This window comes from Amycolatopsis ruanii, from assembly GCF_003385175.1.
In the GTDB taxonomy this organism is placed as follows: domain Bacteria; phylum Actinomycetota; class Actinomycetes; order Mycobacteriales; family Pseudonocardiaceae; genus Amycolatopsis_E; species Amycolatopsis_E thermalba.
Genome location: NZ_PQHY01000002.1, coordinates 144,953 through 165,867 on the forward strand (window position 1 = coordinate 144,953; position 20,915 = coordinate 165,867).

Below are 20,915 nucleotides of genomic sequence, written 5' to 3' on the forward strand. Positions count from 1 at the left end.
CCATGACGGACACCAGTGTGGGCAGCCGGCGCACGCTCACCCTCGACGAGCGCGGGCCGGCCGGGCCGGGCACGCGCAGTGACGAGGTGGTCATCGGGTTGTCGCCCGCCTTCGGGGACTTCTTCACCAAGACCATCGTGGACATCCCGCACGCCGAGGTGCTGCGCGAGCTGCTCGCCGGCATCGAGGAGCAGAGCGTGCACGCGCGGGTGATCCGGTTCCGCGGCGGCTCGGACCTCGCGGTGATCGCGCACGCGGCGGCGAAGCTGTCCGGATCGGGCATCGCGATCGGCCTGCTGTCCCGCGGCACCACGATGATCCACCAGAAGGACCTGGTGCGGCTGTCCAATCTGGAGCTGTTCCCGCAGGCGCCGCTGATGGACCTGGAAACCTTCCGCAAGGTCGGCCGCAACGCCGCCCGCTACGCCAAGGGCGAGTCGCCGGAACCGGTGCCCTCGCGCAACGACTTCATGGCCCGCCCGCGCTGGCAGGCCAAGGCCGCGCTGTTGCACATCAAGGAGACCGAGTTCGTGGTGCCCGGCGCCGGACCCGTCGAGCTGGACGTGCGGATCCAGCTGGCCGACGCGGGCTGATCGCGATGACGCTCGTGGTTGGCGTCGACATCGGGAACTCGACCACGGAGGCCTGCGTCGCGGAGATCGCGCCGGGCGGGCACGTGACCTACCTGTCCGGCGCGCTGACGCCGACGTCCGGGGTGAAGGGCACGACCGACAACGTGCCCGGAGTGGTCGAGGTCGTGCGGCGGGCGTTGTCCTCCGCCGGGCGTGGGGTGCGTGAGCTGAGCGCGGTGCTGGTCAACGAGGCCACGCCGGTGATCAGCGGCCTGGCGATGGAGACGATCACCGAGACGATCGTGACCGAGTCGACGATGATCGGGCACAACCCGGACACTCCCGGCGGGGTGGGCCTGGGTGTCGGTGAGACCGTCGCGTTCGGATCGCTCGACGGGTGCGTGCCGGGCTCGAAGGTGATCTGCGTGGTCGGGTCCGGAGTGGACTTCGAGGACGCGGCCGCGGGCATCGACGCGGCCGTCGCGCGTGGGGTCGAGGTCACCGGCGCGATCGTGCACGCTGACGACGCGACGCTGATCGCGAACCGGTTGTCGCGGCCGATCCCGGTGGTCGACGAGGTCACGCTGGTGGAGAAGGTGCCGCTCGGGATGCCGGCCGCGGTCGAGGTCGCCGAGCCGGGTCGGACCATCCGGACCCTGTCCAATTCGTACGGGATCGCGACCGTCTTCGACCTGGACGCCGAGCAGACGCGGATGATCGCGCCGGTCGCGCGGGCGCTGGTCGGCAACCGGTCGGCGGTCGTGGTGCGGACGCCCAGCGGGGACGTGACGGGCCGCCGCATCCCGGCCGGCAGCCTGACGCTGATCGGTGAGCAGGTCAACCGGTCCGTGGCGATCGACGCCGGGGCCGCCGAGATCATGGCGACCCTGCGCCGGGTCCGGCCGCTCACCGACGCGACGGGCGAGCCCGGCACCCACGTCGGCGGGATGCTCGCGCGCGTCCGCGACACGATGTCCGAGCTGACCGGCACCGCGGTGGGGGCGGTGCGGATCCAGGACGTCCTGGCCGTGGACACGTTCGTGCCGCAGGAGGTCACCGGCGCGCTGGCCGGCGAGTTCGCGCTGGAGAACGCCGTCGCGCTCGCCGCGATGGTGCGCACCAGCCGGGGACCGATGCGGTTGCTGGCCGAGAAGCTGCGGGAGGCGCTGGGGGTAGAGGTGCTGATCGGCGGCGTCGAGGCCGACATGGCGGTGCTGGGCGCGCTGACCACACCGGGCACCGGGCGGCCGGTCGCGATCCTCGACCTCGGCGGCGGGTCCACCGACGCGGCCGTGGCCGGGGACGGCGTGGTGCGGTCGGTGCACCTGGCCGGGGCCGGGGACCTGGTGACGAAGCTGATCGACTCCGAGCTGGGCCTGGACAACCGCGAGCTGGCCGAGGACATCAAGAAGTACCCGCTGGCCAAGGCCGAGAGCTTCTTCCACGTGCGGATGGAGGACGGCACCGCGCGGTTCTTCGACGAGCCGTTGCCCGCGGAGGCGTTCGCGCGGGTGGTCGTGCTGTCCGAGTCCGGGATGCGGCCGGTGCCGACGCGGCACAACCTGGAGAAGATCCGGCAGGTGCGGCGCGCGGCGAAGCACAAGGTGTTCGTGGTGAACGCGGTGCGCGCGCTGGAGCAGGTGGCGCCGGGCGGGAACCTGCGGCAGATCGGGTTCGTCGTGGTGCTCGGCGGGTCCGCGCTGGACTTCGAGATTCCGGACATGATCGCCGAAGCGGTGGCGGGGATGGGAATCGTGTGCGGGACGGGCAATGTGCGCGGCAGCGAGGGGCCGCGCAACGCGGTGGCCACCGGGCTGGTCGCGAGCCACGCGCTGGCCGTGTCGCTGGAGACGGCGGGCTGATGCGCGGTCCTGCGGTGGTGGTGCGGTGCCGGGACGCTTCGTCGCCCTGGTTGCGGGAGATCCGCGCCGGGATGGAGGAGGAGGGGGTGCCGCTGGTGGTGGAGGAAGTGTCCGCGGGGGACGCGCTCGTCCTGGCGTACGCGGCTGCTTGCCAGTCCACTTTGGATGTGGGGATCGGGGTGGCGGACGAGGTGTGCGTCCACCACGCCAAGCGCCCGGCCGGTTCGCCCGCGCTGACCGGGCCGCTGTCGCGCGCGCGGGTGCTCGGGCACAACGCGGCCCGCATGGTCGTCGGAATTCCGCTCAAGTGAAGGAGGAAACGTGGCACCACGTCTCGCACTGGCCGATGCCCAGCCGGTTCTCGAGGCCGCGCTGGCGAAGGCCGAGGAGATCGGGCAGCCGATGAACGTGGCCGTCGTCGACGACGGCGGGCACCTGATCGCGTTCGCCCGGCAGGACGGCGCGATCCTGGGCAGCATCGACATCGCGATCCGCAAGGCGCGGACGGCGGCGCTGCTGAAGATGACGACGGCCCAGCTGGGGGAGGCCGCCGCGCCGGGCGCGCCGCTGTCCGGGATCGAGGTGACCAACGGCGGGTTGGTGATCTTCGGTGGTGGGATTCCGCTGGTGCGGGGCCGGGAGGTGGTCGGGGCCATCGGGGTCAGCGCGGGCTCGGTCGAGCAGGACACCGAGGTGGCGGAGGCGGGCGTGGCGGCCTTGCCGAAGCGGGGGCGCCGCTGACAGAGTCGGGCCATGACGGTGGCCCGGGAGATCCGCTCGGTCGAGGACGTGCTGCGCCTGCTGGACGGGATGGTGGCACCGGGGATTTCCACCGGCGGGTGGGACGGGTTCTATGCGGACCGGGACGTGCCGTTCTCGGTGGACAAACCGGACGAGAACCTGGTCTCGTGGGTCTCGCAGGGGCTGATTTCGCCGGGGCGAGCGCTGGACGTCGGCTGCGGGCCGGGGCGGAACGCGCGGTGGCTGGCTGAGCAGGGCTTCGAGGTGGACGCGGTCGACATGTCGTCCACAGCGATCGCGTGGGCACGCGAGCGCACGCCGGCCGGCGCGTCGGTGACGTTCCACTGCGGGAACGTGTTCGAGACGCCGTTGCGGGGTGGCTACGACCTGGTCTACGACTCCGGGTGCTTCCACCACCTGGCGCCGCACCGGCGGCTGAGCTATGTCGCGCTGCTGCGGCGCGCGCTGGTGCCGGGAGGCCACTTCGGCTTGGTCGCCTTCGGTGACGGCGGGTCCGCGATGTCCGATTCCGAGGTGTACGCGCAGGGCAGCCTCGGCGGCGGTCTGGCCTACTCGGCGGTGGAGCTGCGTGACATCTTCGCGGAGTTCGACGTGGTGGAGCAGCGGGTCATGGCGGAGCAGCCGGAGGACTCGGCGCTGTTCGGGAAGTCCTTCCTGCGCACCGCGCTGTTTCGCGCGCGGGCGAGCCGAGCGCGGGATGCCCGCGCCACGGTGCTGCGCGGGCTGCTGAGGGCGTACGACCACCGCCGCGAGCTGCTGGACGCGCTCTGGGCGTCCGCGGACCTGGAGTCGGCGCAGGCGGCGGTGGAACGGGTGCTCGACGTCAGCGAACCGCAGGCACGCGCAGTGCTGGACCTGCAGTTGCGCCGACTGACGCCGTGGCAGCGGGAGCTGCTCCGTGAGGAGCTGGATCAGCTGGACGGATAGGGCCACCTACTCCGGCCGCGTGCCCAGCAGGTGGTGCGCCTCCAACGCGATCTGCATCTTCAGCCGCTCCTCCGGGTCGCCCAGCCGGTCGCCGAACAGCTCCGTCAGCTGCGCCACCCGGTACCGCACCGTCTGCGGGTGGATGTCCAGCAGCCGCGCGATTTCCAGTGTGCTTCCGTTGCACTTGAGCCACGCCAGCAGCGTCTCGGCCAGCCGCAGTCGCTGCTTCGGCGTCAGCGAGCCGAACGGGGCCAGCACCCGGGCTGACAGCTCATCCACCAGGAACCGGTCCTGCAGCAGCCACAACGTCGTCAGGTGGTCCGCGCTGTGCACCACCGGCGCGGCCGGGATGACCCCCGCCCGCACCAGTTCCAGCGTCCGCCGCGCCCAGTGCAGCGACGTCGCGGCGTCCGAAACCCGCACCCGCGGGCCCACCGCCGCCCGCCAGTGGGGCATCTCCGCCAGGTCACGCGCCGGGTCGGGCGTGAGCAGGCACGGCGAAGCGCCTTCCAGGTCCAGCAACACGTCCTCGCCGACAGCGGGCGCGAACTGCTCCTCCGCCAACGGTTCCAGCGCCACCACCGTGACCCACTCGGGCACCTCCCACTGCGCGGCCTTCGCCATCGACGCCACCGCCGCGGGGGACGACGGCGGCGTGGCGAGGATCAGCTCCAGCAGCCGTCGCCGCCGCCGTTCCAGCGTGCCCGTCGCGCGCGCCTGGGCCAGCGTGTACCCCTCCACGGAGTACGACGAAATCTCGTCCACGTAGGCGAAGATCGCCTCCGCGCTCACGCACAGCATCGGCACCGGCAGCCGCATCGACTGGCCGAAGCTCGACACGTACCGCCACGCCGCCTGACCACCGGCGCGGTAGGCCGCCTGCAACGAGTTCAGGCTCCCACCGTCGTGGTAGACGCGCCTGCCGACCTCGTGGAACAGCTTGCCCCAGCGGTCCGGTGTGGACCGCGTGTCCTCGATGCTGTCCAGGCAGCTCAGCACGGCCTGCTCGATCGCGCGCACGATCACCTCGCCGAACTGCCCCTCCAGCGGCTTGGCGTACTCGGGCACCGCGTGCTGGATCTCGTCGAGGATCTTCGTCGCCAGCCGGTCCGCGTGCGGACGGAACCGCCGGGCCAGCTCGGCGGGCAGCGAGAACCACAGTCGGCTTGCCTGACTGTTTCCGGCCGTCGTCGCCATGCCCGGAATCAACGCACATCCGCCCAGGCCGCGCAACGCTCGCCGCCGAGACTGTCACGGCTGGACGCACCCGCCGCGGAAAATGTGTCACCGGCAAGCGAAAAACCTCGTCACCCCTGTTCCCGGGCGGACCCCGCGGTTAGGTTGGCGCTCCGGCCAGGTTGGGAGGAGGTGGATGGCAGGACTCGCTTCGCGGTGCTTCCGGCACGCGCCCTGGGTGATCGTCCTGTGGCTGCTCGCCCTCGCCGGTCTTGTGCTCGCCGCGCAGCACACCGGCGCCGCGTACCGGGACACGGTCGCGCTGCCCGCCGCGGACAGCACCAGAGCCGCGGAGCTGCTGCCCACGGGTGACACCGAACGCGTCGTCGTCACCACGCCCGGCACGATCGACGCGGCCAGGGACCAGGTGGACACGCTGATCCGCCGGCTGTCCACTGTGGACCACGTCGTCCAGGTCGCGCCGCCACTCGTGTCGGGCGACCGGCGGACCGCGGTCATCACCGTCACCTTCGACGCGCCCGCCGAACAACTCGGGCCCGAGCTGGCCCGCCAACTCGTCGAAACCGCACAAACGGACAACCTCACCGTCGGCGTCTCGGGCCAGCTCGCCGCGATGACCGTCGGCGCACCCAACCTCGGCAACGCCGGTATCGGCCTGCTCGCGGCGGCGGTTGTCCTGCTGATCACGTTCGGTTCGCTCACGTGCGTGGTGCTGCCGGTGGTGACCGCCGCGGTGTCGGTCGGCTCCGCGCTGGCCGTGGTCGTGTTGCTGTCGCACGTGCTGACCGTGCCGAAGATCAGCACGGAGATCGCCGCGCTGCTCGGGCTCGGCGTGGGCGTCGACTACGCGCTGTTCGTGCTCACCCGCTACCGGCAGGGCCTGCGTGAAGGACTGCCACCGGCGGAAGCGCTGGAACGCGCCGCGGCCACCTCGGGTCGCAGCGTGGTCTTCGCCGGGGTCACGGTCTGCGTCTCGCTGGCCGGCATGTTCACCGTCGGCATGGCGTTCCTCGACGGTATCGCGATCACTTCGGCCGTCTCGGTCGCCCTCACGATGCTGGCGGCGCTCACGCTGCTCCCGGCACTGCTGCGGCTCACCGGCATGCGCACGCTGCCCAGGCATTCCGCGCCGGGCCGCGGCTGGGCCGGGCTGGCCCGCTCGGTCACGCGGCGGCCCGCGCCGTACGCCGTCGCCGCGGTGCTGGTCATCGCGGTGCTGGCGGCGCCCGCGCTGGGGCTGCGGGTGGGCATGCCCGGCGCCGCGCACGATCCACCAGGCAGCCCGACGAAGATCGCCGACACGCTGCTCACCGAGGCGTTCGGCCCGGGCGCGAACGGCCAGCTCGTCCTCGTCCCCGAGCGGCCCGATCCGGCGGCCGCCGAAGCACTCCGCGAGATCGTCGCCACCAGGGCGGGCGTCGCGCCGGGACCCGTCCTCACCGTCACACCCCGCACCGGACCGGACGATCCGGCGACGGCCGAGCTGGTGGGGTGGCTGCGCGAGGTCGCCGGCCCGGGCTGGCACGTCGGCGGCGCGGTCGCCGTGCAGGCCGACTTCTCGGCCGCCGTGACCAGCCGGTTGCCGCTCTTCCTGGCCGCCGTCGTGGCGATTTCGGTGCTGGTACTGGCTCTGGTGTTCCGCAGCGTGCTGATCCCGCTGACGGCGGCGGTGATGAACCTGCTCACCGCGGGCGCGACGATCGGGGTGGTGGTCGCGATGTTCGGCGGTCCGATCGAGCCGTACCTGCCGGTGTTCCTGTTCGCCGGCCTGTTCGGACTGTCGATGGACTACGAGGTCTTCCTGATCTCCCGCATCCAGGAGGAGTGGCGCCGCACCGGGCACACGCGGGCCGCGATCGTCGAGGGACTCGTCTCGACCGGACGGACGATCACCGCGGCCGCGCTGATCATGGCGCTGGTGTTCGCGGCGTTCGCGTTCGTGGACAGCCGGGTGGTGCGTGAGGCCGGCGTCGGGCTCACCGTCGCGGTGCTGCTGGACGCGATCGTGATCCGCTGCCTGCTCGTGCCCGCCGTCATGGTCAAGCTGGGCGCGGCGAACTGGTGGCCCTCGCGCCGGTGTGAGCATCCCGCCGCGCCGATTCCTGCCGCACGTGACAAAGCCGGGCGGATCCGTTGAGCGGCAAGGCTTTGATCGTTAGCGTCGGCCGCATGAAACACCGCGTGACCGCCGTCGTTCTCGCGTTGCTGGGGGCCGTGCTCCCCGGAGTGCCCGCCGCGGCCGAGGGGTTCGACACCGAGTTCCTCGACATCCACGCGGCCGACGGGGTCGCGCTCGGTGCGATGGTGATGGAGCCGTCGTCACCGGGACCGCACCCGCTGGCCGTCCTCATCGGAGCGTGGGGTGGTGGCCGGACGCAGAACATCATCCCGGCACGCGACCTCGCGAACCGCGGTTACGTGGTGGTTTCGTACGGCGCCAGGGGTTTCGGCGAATCCACCGGTGAGGTCGAGGTGGCCGGTCGGGACGACATCAGCGACGTCACGACCGTCATCGACTGGGCGCTGCGCAACACCGGCGCCGATCCCTCGCGCATCGGTGTGGGCGGGGTGTCCTACGGCGCCGGGATCGCGTTGATCGCCTCCGGCTTCGACCCCCGGATCCGCGCGGTGGCCTCGCTGAGCGGATGGGCGGACCTGGTCGCGTCGCTGAGCACGAACGACACCCGGCACGGGCTCGCCGGACTGGTGCTCTACCTGTCCGGCAAGGCCAACGGCACGCTCAGCGCGGAAACCGACGTCATGCTGCGGACCTACCTGCAACCGCGGATCTCCGACGCCGACTCCGCCGCGGTGATCGAGTGGGCCCGGCCCCGCTCGCCCGCGACGTACCTGGACCGGATCAACGCGAACCGCCCTGCGGTGCTGGCCATCCAGACCTGGAGCGAGACCGTGTTCCCGCCGGGCCAGATGGCCGCCTTCTACCAGCGCCTGACCGGGCCGAAGCGCGCCGAGTTCCTGCCCGGCGACCACGCCGCCACCGAATCCGGCGGACTGCTCGGCCTGCCCAGCGACACCTGGACCTCGGTCTACCGCTGGTTCGACGCCCACGTGGCCGGCACGGACACCTCGATCACCACCGAACCACCGGTCGTCACCCGCGCCCGGCCCGGCATGCAGCCACCGGTGTACCGGTCCACTTGGGACGAGGTGCTCGGCGAGCCGCACCGGACGTATCTGGGCGCGGACACCCTGCAGGACCAGCCGGCCGCGTGGACCCACGGCGTCGCGGCCAACCGGGACACGGTCGCCGACGGCGGGCTGCCGCTGGCGGCCTACAGCCTGGAGGCGCTGACCGGCAACCCGCCGAACATCTTCCTGCCCCAGGTCGATCCGGACAGCGGCGCGGTGTGGAGCCAGGCGCCCACCGGTCGGCCGGTGGAAATCCGCGGCTCGATGCACGCGCACCTCACGGTGGTCCCGCCCGCGGCGACCGGCACCGCGGTCGCCTACGTCTACGACGTCGACCGGCTCGGCCTGGGCAGCCTGATCAGCTACCTGCCCTACAGCTGGAAAACCGCGACGCCGGGGCAGCCGCTGCCGGTCGACTTCGTGTTCACCCCCACCGCCTACACCGTCGCCGCGGGACACCACCTCGCGCTCGTCATCGACTCCACGGACCCGTTGTTCCTGGACTGGAACTCCGGCGGCGGACGGCTCGGATTCGCCTCCACCGCCGCCGACCCGGCCTGGCTCGACGTACCCGTGCACCCCGGGAGGACGCTGTGACCACCACCATCCGCGAGGAGTTCACCGCGTTGCGCGCGGGCGGCCTCAACTGGGACGTCCTGCCGCTGCGCCTGTTCGCCAAGGGCAACGCGAAGTTCTGGAACCCCGCCGACATCGACTTCGGCCAGGACGCGCGGGACTGGGCGGCGCTGTCGGACGCGCAGCGGTTCGCCGCGACCATGCTGTGCGCGCAGTTCGCCGGTGGCGAGGAGGCCGTCACGCACGACATCCAGCCGTTCCTGTCCGCGATGGCCGCCGAGGGCCGGTTCGCCGACGAGATGTACCTGACCCAGTTCTGCTTCGAGGAGGCCAAGCACACGCAGGTCTTCCGGCTGTGGCTGGACGCCGTCGGCGTCACCGGCAACCTGCACGAGCACGTCGAGGACAACCCCGGCTACCGGGCCATCTTCTACGACGCGTTGCCCGCCGCCCTGGAGCGGCTGCGCCACGACCCCAGCCCGGCCAACCAGGTCCGTGCCTCGGTGGTCTACAACCACGTCGTCGAGGGCGTGCTCGCGCTGACCGGCTATTTCGTGTGGAACCGGGCCTGCCGGGCGCACGGGATCCTGCCCGGGATGCAGGAGCTGATCCGCCGCATCGGCGACGACGAACGGCGCCACATGGCGTGGGGCACCTTCACCTGCCGCCGCCACGTCGCCGCCGACGACGCGAACTGGCAGGTCGTGCAGGACGAGATGCAGGCGCTGCTGCCGCACGCCATCGCGCAGATCGAGTGGACCACGAAGAAGCTCGACGGCGACCCGTTCGACCTGCGGCTGGACGGGGTGATGGAGTACGCCGCCGACCACGCGATGCGCCGCCTCAAGGCGATCGAGGCCGCGCGCGGCATGCCGGTGCACCAGATCGACCTCGACTACAGCCCGGAACAGCTGGAAGAGGATTTCCACGACGAAGACGCGGCGCGGTGAGCGGCCGTGAACCCGGGCCGCACGCTGCTGGTCGTCGCGCTCGGCGCGTTCGTGACGACCCTGGACAACACGATCGTCGCCGCCGGGGTGCCCTCGATCGGGCACGACCTCTCGCTGGACCTCGCGACGCTCCAGTGGGTCAGCATCGGGTACATGCTCCCGTTCGCCGGCCTGCTCCTGGTCGCCGGGACGCTGGTGGACCGGTGGGGGCAGCGGGGGACGCTGGGCGGCGGGCTCGTCGCGTTCGGGCTGGGTGCGGTCGCCGGCGGGTTCGCGACCACCGGTGCGCTGCTGATCGCCGCGCGCGTGGTGCAGGGCCTGGCCGCCGCGTTCCTGGTGCCCGCCCTGCTCAGCCTGCTGCGCACCAACCTGGACAGCAGGCAGCGGGCCATCGGCGCGACCCTGTGGACGGCGTGCCTGGCGGTGGCGCTGGCGCTCGGCCCGACGCTGGGCGGGCTGCTGTCCGAGTACCTGGGCTGGAGCTGGATCTTCTTCAGCAACCTGCCGTTCGTGCTGGTCATGCTCGTGCTGCTGCCTGCGACCGCGGGCACCGGCCGGGTGCGCGACGCGAAGCGCCCGGCGCTCGCGGCGATGGTGCTGGTGACGGCCGGGCTCGTGCTGGTCGCGTCCGCGCTCGTCGGCCTCGGCGACGACGCCCGGCTGTCCGAGGCGGCGCCGCTGCTCGCCGGGCTGGCCCTGATCGCGTGGTTCGCCGTCCGGGAACGCCGCGCGCGGGAGCCGCTCGTGCCGCGCGATCTGGTGCGGGAGCGGGTGTTCACCGGTGCGCTGGCCGTGCAACTGCTGTGGGGACTCGGGGTGTCCGGGATCTTCTTCTTCACGCCGTTGCTGCACCAGGACTCGCTGGGCCTGAGCCCGGTGGGGGCGGGGCTGCCGCTGGTGCTGGTCGCGGTCGCCATCATGGCGGTGACCCCGGCCGTGCCGTCGATCACGGCCCGGATCGGTCCACATCGGACCGTCTGCGCCGGGCTGCTGGTGGTGGCGCTGGGACTGCTCGCGGTGGCCGCGATCAACCACGTCCCCGAGGTGCCACCGCGGATTCCCGGTCTGCTCCTGATCGGTGCGGGCTCGGCGCTGACCACACCGTTGACCTCGTATTCCCTGGAAATCATCGAAGAACGGCACGCGGGCACGGCCTCGGGGCTGCTGACCGCGTCCCGGGAGCTGTCCAGCGCGATGGGAGTCGCGTTGATCGGCGCGGTGCTGACCGCCGTGCGTGCCGCCCGTCTCGGCGAAGGCGCGCTGGGCGGGCCCGCGCTCGCCACTGGTTACACGGCCGGGCTCGTCGTCGCGGCCGCCCTGGAAATCGCCGGCGCGGTGCTCGCCTTGTGGGTGTTCCGCGCCCCGGCGCGGAAAGTTCTTCCCGCCGTGACAACGGAGTCCGCCGGATCCTCGTCCCGCGGTGAGTAAGCCGGTCACCACCGATTGACACCCCATTCAGCCCGAAAATAACCTCCACCGCACGGATTTTTCGGGCACGGATTTCCCCGAGGGACTCGATGACAGAGAATTCTTCGTTCGCCACCATGCTCGGACACTGGTCCCGCGTGCAGGGTGACGAGATCGCCGTGACGTTCCTGGACTACCGCACCAGCGCCGACGGGCACGCGATCTCGCTGACCTGGCGCGAACTCGACGACCGCGTGAGCGCGGTGGCCGAGCACGCCCGCGGGCTGGCCGAACCGGGCGAACGCGCGGCCGTCCTGGTGAACCAGTCCGTCGACTACGTGGTGGCCTTCCTCGGCGCGATCCGGGCCGGCCTGGTCGCCGTCCCGTTGTTCGCCCCGTCGCTGCCCGGGCACGGGGACCGGCTCACCGCGGTGCTCGCCGACTGCTCGCCCACGTTGGTGCTGACCACCGACGACGAGCGCGACGACGTGAAGGGCCTGGTGACCGACCCGGAAATCGTCGTGGTGGACACCATCGAGGCTGGTCCCGGCACCCGGGCGTGGCCGGAACCCGACCCGGACGACCTGGCGTACCTGCAGTACACCTCGGGGTCCACGCGCAGCCCGGCCGGCGTGATGCTGACGCACCGCAACGTCGTGACCAACGCGCGGCAGGCGCTGCGGGCCTACGGCGGCGAGCGTGGCACCACGTCGACGGTGAGCTGGCTGCCGCTGTTCCACGACATGGGCCTGATCCTCGGCGTGGGCGCGCCGGTGGTCGGCGGCCTGACCTCGGTGCTGATGGATCCGCTGGCCTTCCTGGAGCGGCCGGAACGCTGGCTGCGTGCGCTGTCGGCCAGCCCGGGCGCGATCAGCGCCGCACCGAACTTCGCCTACGCCTACAGCGCGTCCCGGGTGTCCGAACGGGACAAGAGCTACCTGGAGCTGAGCCGGGTGGTGTCGCTGATCAACGGCAGCGAGCCGGTTCTGCCGTCCACGATCGCGAAGTTCCAGGACGCCTTCGCCGAGTGCGGGCTGCGGCCCGAGGTGCACCGCGCGTCCTACGGCCTGGCCGAGGCGACCGTGCTGGTGTCGGTGACCGACGCCGGGTCGCCGTCGCGGCAGGTCACGTTCGACCGGGACCGGCTGGCGGCCGGGACCGCGACGCCCGCGTCCGGCGGGGCCACCACCACGCTGGTGTCCTGCGGCCGCCCGGTCGGCCAGCGGATCCGGATCGTGGACGCGGGCGGCGTTCCGGTGCCGGACGGGACGGTGGGCGAGATCTGGGTCAGCGGCCCGAACATCGGCCAGGGCTACTGGAACCGGCCGGACGCGGCCTTCGGCCGTCAGGTGCCGGGCGAGTCCGGCGACTGGCTGGCGACCGGGGACCTCGGGGTGATCTTCGCGGGCGAGCTGTTCCTGACCGGCCGGATGAAGGACCTGATCATCGTCGACGGCCGCAACCACTACCCGCAGGACGTCGAGCAGACCGTCGAGGCGCATCCGGTGGTCCGGCCGCACTCGGCCGCCGCCTTCTCGGTGCCCGGGGCGGACGGTGAGGTCGCGGTGGTGGTGCTGGAGCGAGCGCGCCACGCCGAGGCGGACTTCGACGAGGTGGCGGCGTGGCTGCGGTCCGAGGTGTCCGCGGTGCACGGCCTGCGGCTGCGTGAGGTGGTGTTCACCGAACCCGGCGAGGTGCCCAGGACGTCGAGCGGCAAGATCAGCCGGGCCCTGACCCGGCAGCGGTACCTGGACGGTTCGCTCGACGCGCGGCGGCTGGCATGACCGACCTGCGTGCCTGGCTGGTGGACCGGGTGGCCACCACGCTCGGAATCCCCGCCGCCGAAGCCGACCCGGCGAAACCGCTGCACGAGACCGGGTTGTCCTCGCGTGACGCGATGACGTTGACCGGTGACCTTGGGCGCCTGCTCGGCCGGTCGCTGCCCGCGACCCTGGTCTGGGAACACCCGACGATCAACGACCTCGTCGCGGCACTGTCCGATGTGGAACGCGAGTCGATGGCGCGGTGGGTTCCGGAGCCGGGCGAGCCGATCGCGGTCGTCGGTCTCGGTTGCCGCCTGCCGGGCGGCATCTCGTCTCCGGAGGAGTTCTGGCGATTCCTCGAATCCGGCGACGACGCGATCGGCGAGGTGCCTGAAGGCCGCTGGGAATCCTTCGCGACCGCCGCCGAGCTGGCCGCGCTGCCGCGCCGGGGCGGGTTCCTCGACGACGCGCTGGGCTTCGACGCCGCCTTCTTCGGCATCACCCCGCGCGAGGCCGAGGCGATGGACCCGCAGCAACGGTTGCTGCTCGAAGTCGCGTGGGAGGCGCTGGAGCACGCGGGCATCCCGCCGTCGTCGCTGCGCGGCACGCGGACCGGCGTGTTCGTCGGGCTGTCGGCGAGCGAGTACGGCTACCTCACGATGACCGACGTGTCCGCGATCGACGCGTGGTCGGGCACCGGCGCCGCCGCGAGCATCGCCGCGAACCGGCTGTCCTACCTGCTCGACCTGCGTGGCCCGAGCCTCACGATCGACACCGCGTGCTCGTCGTCGCTGGTCGCCGTGCACCAGGCGGTGCAGAGCCTGCAACGCGGCGAGATCGGCGCCGCGCTGGTCGGCGGCGTGAACCTGCTGCTGTCGCCGGGGATCACGGCGAACTTCGCCGAGGCCGGGGTGCTCGCTGCGGACGGCCGGTGCAAGCCGTTCGACGCGGCCGCGGACGGGATCGCGCGCGGCGAGGGCTGCGGGGTCGTCGTGCTGAAGCCGCTGCGCGCGGCCCGCCGTGACGGCGACCGGGTGCTGGCGGTGATCCGCGGCAGCGCGGTCAACTCCGACGGCCGGTCGAACGGCATCGCCGCGCCCAACCCCGAGGCGCAGGCCGCACTGCTGCGCGACGCCTACGCGGTGGCTGGGCTGGACCCGTCCGTGGTGGACTACGTGGAGGCGCACGGCACCGGCACGCTGCTCGGCGACCCGATCGAAGCCGGGGCGCTCAAGCGCGTGCTGGGCCGGAACGCGGACCGGCCGCTGCTCCTCGGCTCGGTGAAGAGCAACCTGGGTCACCTGGAGGGCGCGGCCGGCATCACCGGCTTCATCAAGACCGTGCTCGCGTTGTCCCGCCGCCGGGTGCCGGCGAGCCTGCACTACCGGGAGCCGAACCCGCACATCGACTTCGACGGCCTGCGGGTCGTCACGGAGCCAACGGCGTGGCCGCGGTACTCCGGCGTGGCCAGGGCGGGTGTCTCGGCGTTCGGGTTCGGCGGCACCAACGCGCACGTCGTGCTGGAGGAATGGCCCGCCACCCCGAGGTTCGCGGACGTCGACGGCCCGCACGTCTTCGCCGTCTCCGATCGGTCCGCGGACGGGCTGCGGGAGCTGGCCGCGGAGCTGGCGCGCTGGGTCGAGTCGTCGGACGTGCCGCTGAGCGCGGTGGCCTCGACGCTGGCCCACCACCGCGACCACCTGCCGGTGCGCGCCGCGGTCGTGGCCTCTTCGCGTGCGGAGCTGGCGGCCGCGCTGCGCGAGGTGGAGCCGGGGCAGGGCCGGCTCGACGGGGCCGTGTTCGTGTTCTCCGGTTACGGCTCGCAGTGGACCGGCATGGGGCGGCGGCTGCTGGACACCGAGCCCGCGTTCGCCGCCGAGGTGGACCGGCTCGACGCGGTGTTCCGCGCCGAGGCCGGGCTCTCGCTGCGGGACATGCTGACCGGGGAACCGCCGGACCTGGCGGCGACGCAGCTGGCGTTGTTCGGCATGCAGGTCGCTCTCGCCGGGCTGTGGCGCGCGCACGGCGTGACCCCGGCGGCGGTGCTCGGGCAGTCGATGGGCGAGGTGGCCGCCGCCGTGGTCGCCGGGGCGCTGGACGTCGCCGACGGTCTGCGCGTGATGACGACCCGGGCCCGGCTGCTCGGCGAGATCGACGCGGCCGGTGCGGGCGCGATGGCGGTGGTCGAGGCGACGGCCGCGGAGATCGCGGAATTTCCCGGGGTCGAGGTCGCGGTGTACGCGTCGGCGGCGCAGTGCACGGTCACCGGCGACGCCGACGCGGTCGCCGCACTGGTGTCGCATGTGGAGGGTCAGGGCCGGTTCGCGAAGCTGCTGCCGGTGAGCGGAGCCGGGCACTCGCCCGCGGTCGACGCGATCCTCGACCGGTTCCGCGCGGGGCTCACCGTAGATCCGGGCAGCCCGGAGGTTCCGTGCTACACCAGCGTCCTGGACGACCCCCGGGACAAGCCACTGTTCGATGTGGACTACTGGGCGGCGAACCTGCGCCGGCCGGTGCGGTTCGCGCAGGACCTCGCCGCGGCGGTCGAGGACGGGCACGGCACGTTCGTCGAGATCGCGCCGCATCCGGTCGCCCTCGCGGCGGTCGAGCAGGCCGGGGCGACCGGGTTGCCGACCGCGAGCCGCAAGACCGACGAGCGGATCGCGTTCCTGACCAGCCTGGCCCGCCTGCACGTCCTCGGTCACCCCTCCGTGCTGACGGCTCGCGAGCCGGCACAACCGGTCGCCGACCTGCCCGGCACGGTGTGGCGGCACGAGCGGTTCTGGGCACGGCGCCCGGCGCGCACGGCGGGGCACCCGTTCCTGGGCACGCACGCCGAGGTGCCGGGCAGCAGCCAGCGCGTGTGGCGCGGCGAGATCGGCACCGGCCGGCACCCCTGGCTCGCCGACCACGCGGCGTTCGGCACGCCGATCTTCCCGGCGACCGGGTTCGTGGAGCTGGCGCTGGCCGCGGCCGGGCCGTGCGTCACCGACGTGGAGCTGCGTCAGATCCTGCCGCTGGGCGCGGAGCAGGAGGTCACGACCTCGCTGACCGATGGCGTGATCAGCGTGCACACCAAACCGGGCGGCTGGGTGTGCCACGCGACCGCCCGGGCAGGCGAGGCGGTGCCGCTGGAGCCGCTGGGGGCCGTCGACGGCGAGCCGGTCGACCTCTACGCCGCGCTGGACGCGATGGGTATGAGCTACGGCCCGGCGTTCCGGCTGCTCCGCGACGTCACCGCGGTGGCCGGGCGGGCGTCGGCGGCCGTCGGAATGCCGAAGCCCGCGGGGCACGTGCTGCACCCGGCGCTGGCCGACGCCTGCCTGCACGCGCTGGCCGCCGCGACCGGTCCGGCGCTGCGCGAGGCGGACGGGTTGTTCCTGCCGATGTCGATCGGCGCGGTCACGGTCGCGGGCGATCCGCGGTCGGGCGCGCGGGTGGACGCGGTCGTCGGCTCGCTGTCCGGCGACGACCTGCGCGGCACGGTCCAGCTCGTCGCCGCCGACGACACGGTGCTGGTGGAGTTCCGCGACGTGCACGCCCGCCGGTTCCGGCGGGCCGCGCTACCGGTGCCGTTGTCCGGCAAGCTGTTCGAGGCCACCTGGACGCGGACCGACCTGCCCGGCGCGGCCGAGGAGGACCGCACCTGGGTGCTGCTGCACCACGGTGAGCCGGGCCTGCGGTTCGGTGACGACCGCGTGGTCGTGGTCCCGCCCGGCAACCGCGAAGCGCTGCGTGCGGCGCTGGCGACCCGCCCGGACGGTGTGGTGTGGTTCGCCCGGGACGCGGACGGCCCGGCGCTCGTGCACGAGGTCACGCGAGTGGTCGCCGAGCTCGCCGAGACGCCCTCGCGGCTGTGGCTGGTGACCGGCTCGGCCGCCGCGGTCGATCCCGGTGAGGCGGGCCGTCCGGACCTGGCGTGCCTGCGCGCGCTGGTCCGCGTGCTCGCGTTCGAGCACCCCGAGCTGCACGCGAGCCTGGTCGACGTCGACCCGGAGTCGCTGGACCGGCTGCCGGACGAGCTGCGCGCGGACGGCCCGGACGACGAGATCGCGTGGCGCCGCGGCGTCCGGCACACCCGGGAGCTGACCCGGCCCCGGCTCGGCGCGGCCGAGGGGCCGGCAGTGCGCGACGGCGCCTATGTGATCACCGGTGGGCTGGGTGGGCTCGGCTTGGTCGCGGCGCGCTGGCTGGCGGAGCGGGGCGCGACCCGCATCGTCCTGTCTGGACGAGCCGCGCGCGAGGCCGACATCCCCGGCGCGGTCGTCGTGGCAGGGGACATCGCCGAACCCGGGGTCGCGGACCGGCTCGTCGAGGCCGCGACCAGCGGAGGCGTGCCGCTGCGCGGTGTCCTGCACGCGGCGGGCGTGCTCGCGGACGGCGCGGCGGTGTCGCTAACGCCCGAGCAGCTGACGACGGCGTGGCGGCCGAAGGCGACGGGCGCCTGGCGGCTGCACGAGGCCACGCTCGGCCACGACCTGGACTGGTGGCTGGTCTACTCGTCGGCGGCCGCGTTGTTCGGCTCACCCGGCCAGGCCGCGTACGCGACCGCCAACGCCTACGCCGACGCGCTGGTCACCTGGCGCCGCGCCCAGGGGCTCCCGGCCGCGACGATCAACTGGGGCGCGTGGGGCGAAGCCGGCGCCGCGGTCGGTGTGACCAACCCCGTGCTCGAACCGCTCGGCACCGCCGAGGCGCTGGAAGCGCTGGACGCCGTGCTGGCCCGCGACTGCGCGGCGACCGGCGTGGCCCGGCTCGACGCGGAGGCGGTGCTGGAGCTGTTCCCGCGCCTGGCCGACCGGCCGTTCTTCGACCTGCTCGTGCCCCGGCGCGTGACGACCCCGGCCTGGCCCGGCCTGGACGCGCTGGAACCGGCGACCGCGCACCCGGCCATCGCCGACCACCTCACGTCGCTGGTCGCCGGGCTGATGGGGTTCGCGCCCGAGCAGGTCGACCGGCACGTCCCGCTCACCCAGCTCGGCCTGGACTCGCTGCTCGCGATGCGCGCCCGCGGCGCGGTCGAGCGCGACTTCGGCCTCCCGCTGCCGGTGCCGATGCTGCTGCGTGGCGCGAGCCTCGCCGAACTGGCGGCGCACCTCGCGGAGCAGGCCGGGTTCGACGCCGGTCCGGCCCCGGTCACTGAAGTGGTCGTCGGGCCGCGTGATCCCGCCGAGCGGTGGGTGGCCCGACACTGGTACGACGTGCTCGGCCGGTTTTCCGGCGTGCACGAGGACTTCCCCGGCGATCCGGCGCGGCTGCGGGCGGCGATGTCGGCGGAACTCCCGGACCTGCCGGCGGAGCTGTTCGACCGGCCGACGATCGCCGCGATGGCCGACCTGCTGCGGGACCGGATCGAGGGGTCGGGGCCGGTGCGCTGCCTGCGTTCGGGCACCGGGACGCCGGTGTTCCTGTTCCACCCCGCGGGCGGTCCGTCGAGTGTCTACACGCGACTGGTGCGGGACCTGCCCGGCGAGTTCCCGGTCTACGGGTTCGAGCGGCTGGACGAGGTGGACACCGTCGAGGCCAAAGCGGCCCGGTACCTCGACATGATCCGGGAGATCCAGCCGCAGGGGCCCTACCGGCTCGGCGGGTGGTCGTTCGGCGGCTGCCTCGCCTACGAGTGCGCGCGTCAGCTGGGCAAGCCGGTGGAGCTGGTGTTCCTGATCGACACCATCCTCCCGCGGCCGGCCGAGGCGCCCGCCGAGGACCTGCTGCTGGACCGGTTCGACCGGTTCGCCACGCACATCGAGCAGACCTACGGCGTCGCGCTGGACATCCCGCGCGACGAACTGGCCCGGCTCGGCGAGGCCGAGCAGATCGGACTGGTCATGCGGCAGCTGGCGGAGAAGGTGCCCGGGCTGGGGGAGGGCGTGCTGCACCACCAGTACACGTCCTATGTGGACGCCCGGGTGGCCGAACGGTACTCGCCGGGCCGGTACGACGGGCCGGTGCTGCTGTTCCGCGCGCAGGAACCGCATCCGCTGACCACCGCGCTCGACCCGCGTTACCTGCGGGAGGACGAGTCGCTGGGCTGGGACGAGTTCTGCCCGGCCCTGGAGATCGTGCCGGTGCCCGGAGACCACGTCTCGATGATCGACCCGCCGCACGTGTCCGTTCTCGCGGCCGCGCTCGGCGACCGGACAACCCGGAAGTGAGGACCGCAGTGGACGTCCCGTTCGCTCCCACGACGGCCTACCGGATCGCCGATCTGGCCGGCCGCCGGGACGAAGCCGTGCGCATCGCGGAGAAGCGCGCGATCGACCGGCAGCACGCCAAGGGCAAGCTGACCGCCCGCGAGCGCATCGACCTGCTCGTCGACGACGGGTCCTTCGTGGAGCTGGACCAGTTCGCGCGGCATCGCTGCACCGAGTTCGGCATGGACGGCAACCGGCCCTACGGCGACGGCGTGGTGACCGGCCATGCCACTGTGGACGGACGCCCGGTCTGCCTGTTCTCGCAGGACTTCAGCGTGTTCGGCGGCAGCATGGGCGAGGTGTTCGGCGAGAAGGTCCTCAAGGTGATGGACCTGGCGATGTCGATCGGCTGCCCGGTCATCGGCATCAACGACTCCGGCGGCGCGCGCATCCAGGAGGGCGTGGTGTCGCTGGCCTACTACGCCGAGCTGGGGCGGCGCAACGCCCACGCGTCCGGGGTGATCCCGCAGATCTCGATGATCATGGGCCCGTGCGCGGGTGGCGCGGTGTACTCGCCGGCGATCACCGACTTCACCGTCATGGTCGAGGACACCTCGCACATGTTCGTGACCGGGCCGGACGTCGTGCACGCGGTGACCGGTGAGCGCGTCACCGCGCAGCAGCTCGGCGGCGCGACGGTCAACAGCGAGGTCTCCGGCAACGCGCACCACCGGGCGACCGACGAGCGCGACGCGATCGACTGGGTGCAGACGCTGCTCGGGTACCTGCCGCTCAACAACCTGGACGTGCCGCCGGAGTACGTGGACGAGACGTCCCGCGAGATCACCCCGGCCGATCTCGAGCTGGACCGGCTGATCCCGGACTCGCTCAACCAGGCCTACGACATGACCGAGGTGATCCGGCGGCTGGTCGACGACGGCGAGTTCACCGAAATCCACGGCGCGTTCGCGCCCAACATGATCTGCGCGTTCGGGCGGATCGAGGGGCGTTCGGTCGGAATCGTGGCGAACCAGCCGTTGTGGCAGGCCGGGGTGATCGACATCGACGCGTCCGAAAAGGCCGCCCGGTTCGTGCGGTTCTGCGACGCGTTCGGCATCCCGATCCTCACGCTGGCCGACGTGCCCGGGTACCTGCCCGGGACCGAGCAGGAGCGGCAGGGCATCATCCGGCGCGGCGCGAAGCTGATCTACGCCTACTCCGAGGCGACCGTGCCGAAGGTGACGGTGGTGACGCGCAAGGCCTACGGCGGCGGGTACGCGGTGATGGGGTCCAAGCACCTGGGCGCGGACGTCAACCTCGCCTGGCCGACCGCGGAGATCGCGGTGATGGGCGCCGAGGCCGCGGTCGGGGTGCTGCACCGGCACGAGCTGGCACGACTGTCCACTGAGGAGCGTGCCGTGGCTGTGCGGCGGCTGACCGAGGAGTACCGCAAGCACCACGCGAGCCCGTACCTGGCGGCCGAGCGCGGGTACGTGGACATGGTCGTGCCGCCGTCCCAGACCCGGCTGCAGGTGGCGCGCGCGTTGCGCACGCTGCGCACGAAACGGCAGACGCTGCCGGCGAAGAAGCACGGCAACATCCCGCTGTGAGAAAC

Annotated in this window: 13 protein-coding genes; 12 read left to right on the top strand and 1 reads right to left on the bottom strand. The window is 72.8% G+C overall.

Features of this window, described 5'->3' with window-relative positions; translation table 11 throughout:
* Positions 1–2: 2 nt before the first annotated feature.
* From D0D28_RS01815 to D0D28_RS01835, 5 genes are read left to right on the top strand one after another with little or no spacing between them, the layout of a single operon-like run.
* On the top strand, positions 3–593 hold the full coding sequence (locus tag D0D28_RS01815; protein WP_116109471.1) for a propanediol/glycerol family dehydratase medium subunit: 591 nt from the start codon (positions 3–5) through the stop codon (positions 591–593).
* A gap of 5 nt (positions 594–598) precedes the next feature.
* The gene (locus tag D0D28_RS01820; protein ID WP_116109472.1) at positions 599–2,434 is read left to right on the top strand and encodes a diol dehydratase reactivase subunit alpha; all 1,836 of its coding nucleotides are present in this window, start codon (positions 599–601) and stop codon (positions 2,432–2,434) included.
* Complete coding sequence (locus tag D0D28_RS01825; protein WP_116109473.1) at positions 2,434–2,745, top strand: glycerol dehydratase reactivase beta/small subunit family protein; 312 nt, start codon at positions 2,434–2,436, stop codon at positions 2,743–2,745. The genes D0D28_RS01820 and D0D28_RS01825 overlap by 1 nt, the downstream gene beginning before the upstream one ends.
* 10 nt (positions 2,746–2,755) lie before the next feature.
* Positions 2,756–3,175, top strand: coding sequence for a GlcG/HbpS family heme-binding protein (locus tag D0D28_RS01830; protein WP_094004652.1), 420 nt, complete (start codon positions 2,756–2,758; stop codon positions 3,173–3,175).
* Between the two features lie 12 nt (positions 3,176–3,187).
* Positions 3,188–4,123 carry a class I SAM-dependent methyltransferase gene (locus D0D28_RS01835; protein ID WP_198958175.1) on the top strand — a complete coding sequence of 312 codons (936 nt, stop codon included), beginning with the start codon at positions 3,188–3,190 and terminating at the stop codon, positions 4,121–4,123.
* 6 nt (positions 4,124–4,129) lie between these two features.
* On the opposite strand, the gene D0D28_RS01840 is transcribed toward D0D28_RS01835, so the two are convergent.
* Positions 4,130–5,320, bottom strand: a complete 1,191-nt coding sequence (locus D0D28_RS01840) for a helix-turn-helix domain-containing protein (RefSeq protein ID WP_116109474.1) — start codon at positions 5,318–5,320, stop codon at positions 4,130–4,132.
* Between the two features lie 175 nt (positions 5,321–5,495).
* On the opposite strand from D0D28_RS01840, the gene D0D28_RS01845 reads away from it, so the two are divergent.
* From D0D28_RS01845 to D0D28_RS01875, 7 genes are all read left to right on the top strand, one after another.
* Complete coding sequence (locus D0D28_RS01845; protein ID WP_116109475.1) at positions 5,496–7,457, top strand: MMPL family transporter; 1,962 nt, start codon at positions 5,496–5,498, stop codon at positions 7,455–7,457.
* A gap of 32 nt (positions 7,458–7,489) precedes the next feature.
* Positions 7,490–9,067, top strand: a complete 1,578-nt coding sequence (locus D0D28_RS01850; protein WP_116109476.1) for a CocE/NonD family hydrolase — start codon at positions 7,490–7,492, stop codon at positions 9,065–9,067.
* On the top strand, positions 9,064–9,996 hold the full coding sequence (locus D0D28_RS01855) for a R2-like ligand-binding oxidase (RefSeq protein ID WP_116109477.1): 933 nt from the start codon (positions 9,064–9,066) through the stop codon (positions 9,994–9,996). The genes D0D28_RS01850 and D0D28_RS01855 overlap by 4 nt, the downstream gene beginning before the upstream one ends.
* Positions 9,997–10,002: 6 nt before the next feature.
* Positions 10,003–11,424, top strand: coding sequence for an MFS transporter (locus D0D28_RS01860; RefSeq protein ID WP_116109478.1), 1,422 nt, complete (start codon positions 10,003–10,005; stop codon positions 11,422–11,424).
* Between the two features lie 89 nt (positions 11,425–11,513).
* Positions 11,514–13,187 carry a fatty acyl-AMP ligase gene (locus D0D28_RS01865; protein ID WP_116109479.1) on the top strand — a complete coding sequence of 558 codons (1,674 nt, stop codon included), beginning with the start codon at positions 11,514–11,516 and terminating at the stop codon, positions 13,185–13,187.
* Complete coding sequence (locus tag D0D28_RS01870; RefSeq protein ID WP_116109480.1) at positions 13,184–19,321, top strand: type I polyketide synthase; 6,138 nt, start codon at positions 13,184–13,186, stop codon at positions 19,319–19,321. The genes D0D28_RS01865 and D0D28_RS01870 overlap by 4 nt, the downstream gene beginning before the upstream one ends.
* Positions 19,318–20,910: an acyl-CoA carboxylase subunit beta gene (locus tag D0D28_RS01875; protein ID WP_240323038.1), complete on the top strand. Its 1,593-nt coding sequence runs from the start codon at positions 19,318–19,320 to the stop codon at positions 20,908–20,910. Before D0D28_RS01870 ends, D0D28_RS01875 begins: the two co-directional genes overlap by 4 nt.
* The last annotated feature ends 5 nt before the right edge of the window (positions 20,911–20,915 follow it).